The 1,445-nt window shown below is 77.2% G+C and carries 1 protein-coding gene and 1 pseudogene; both read left to right on the forward strand.

Features of this window, described 5'->3' with window-relative positions; genetic code table 11:
* A pseudogene (locus ADK60_RS22595) lies at nt 1–680 on the forward strand (hypothetical protein); the annotation flags it as partial.
* A 204-nt stretch (nt 681–884) separates the two neighbouring features.
* The coding region (locus ADK60_RS22600; RefSeq protein WP_199839724.1) for a TerD family protein at nt 885–1,445 on the forward strand (561 nt) is incomplete at its 3' end.

Below are 1,445 nucleotides of genomic sequence, written 5' to 3' on the forward strand. Positions count from 1 at the left end.
GCCCCGTCCCCGGCACCCCGACGCCGCCCCCGCCCGACCGGCCCGGCGAGATCCTCGCCGACCCCGGGACCGGCGGCACCGACACGGCCGGCGAGAAGGGCGGCACCGGCGGCGCCAGTGGCCCCGGCGACAAGGGCGACAAGGGTGACAAGGGCGGGAAGGGCGGCACCGACAACGCCGACGACCTGGCGCTCGCCGGCGCGGCCCTGGTCCAGCCGCTCGGCCGCGACGGGACCCGTCACCTGCTCACGCTGACCGTCGCCGAGCCGCTCACCGCGCTCCAGGCCGAGTTCCGGCTCGCCCCGGGCGCGCTGGCCCCCGGGTCCGGCACCGTCTGGACGGACCTGGCCGGCGCCGTGGTCACCACCCACCAGGAGCGCGGCGCGGCGGTGTACCGCTTCACCACCCCGCCCGGCACCGACGTCCGCCCCGGCCGGTACACCTTCGCCGTGCTCGGCATCCGCCCGCCCGCACCGCGCCGCGCCGCACCCCGGAGCAGCGAGTCCTGGAAGGCCAGCGCCTTCGGGATCGACCGGCCGCGCGCCGTCGCCGCCCTCGGCACCTTCGCGGCGCCGTCCGACACCGGCACCGGCACCGACGTCCGCCCCAGCCCCACAGCACCAGCACCGGTACCGGCGCCGGCATCCCCACCGGTACTGGCGCCCGCACCCGCCCGCTGACCGGCCACGGCACCACCGCACCACCGCCGTCCGGCCCGGTCCGCTCCGGTCCGCTCCGGTCGGACAACCCGACAGGTCAGCGGCCCGATCGGGCTCATCCGGCCGACCTCGTTCGTTACTGTGGTCGCCAGTCGGCACAGCCGCCCCACCGCCGGGGCCGGCCCCGCACCACGTCATTCCCAGGAGGAGTTCGTGTCCACGGTCCTGACCCAAGGCGGCAACGCCCCGTTGACCGCCGCGCGGGTGACCGTCGAGGTCACCGCACCCAAGGCGCTGGACGTCTCGGGCCTGCTGCTGACCGATGCCGGCAAGGTCCGTTCGGACGACGACTTCGTCTTCTACAACGCCCCCAACGGGCCCGGGGTGACCCACCGCCCGGCCGCCGCGGGCAGCCCGGACGCCATCATCGTCGACACCGCCGCCGTCCCGGCCGGGATCAGCAAGATCGTGGTGACCGCCAGCCCCGACGAGGCCGGCGCCACCTTCGCGGGCATCGAGCCGACCGCGACCGTCCGCGACGCCGCCACCGGCGAGGTACTGGTCACCTTCACCTCACCGGCGCTCGGCCGGGAGACCGCGCTGATCGTGGTCGAGGTCTACCAGCGCAACGGCGCCTGGAAGGTCCGCGCGGTCGGCCAGGGCTACGCGAACGGCCTGGCCGGCATCGCCACCGACTTCGGCGTCTCGGTCGACGACCAGCCGGCCCCGGCGCCCGCCGCCGCCGCGCCGGTCACCCCGGCCGCGCCGCCCACACCCGCCCCGGCC

Source organism: Streptomyces sp. XY431 (genome assembly GCF_001279805.1).
Lineage (GTDB): Bacteria > Actinomycetota > Actinomycetes > Streptomycetales > Streptomycetaceae > Kitasatospora > Kitasatospora purpeofusca.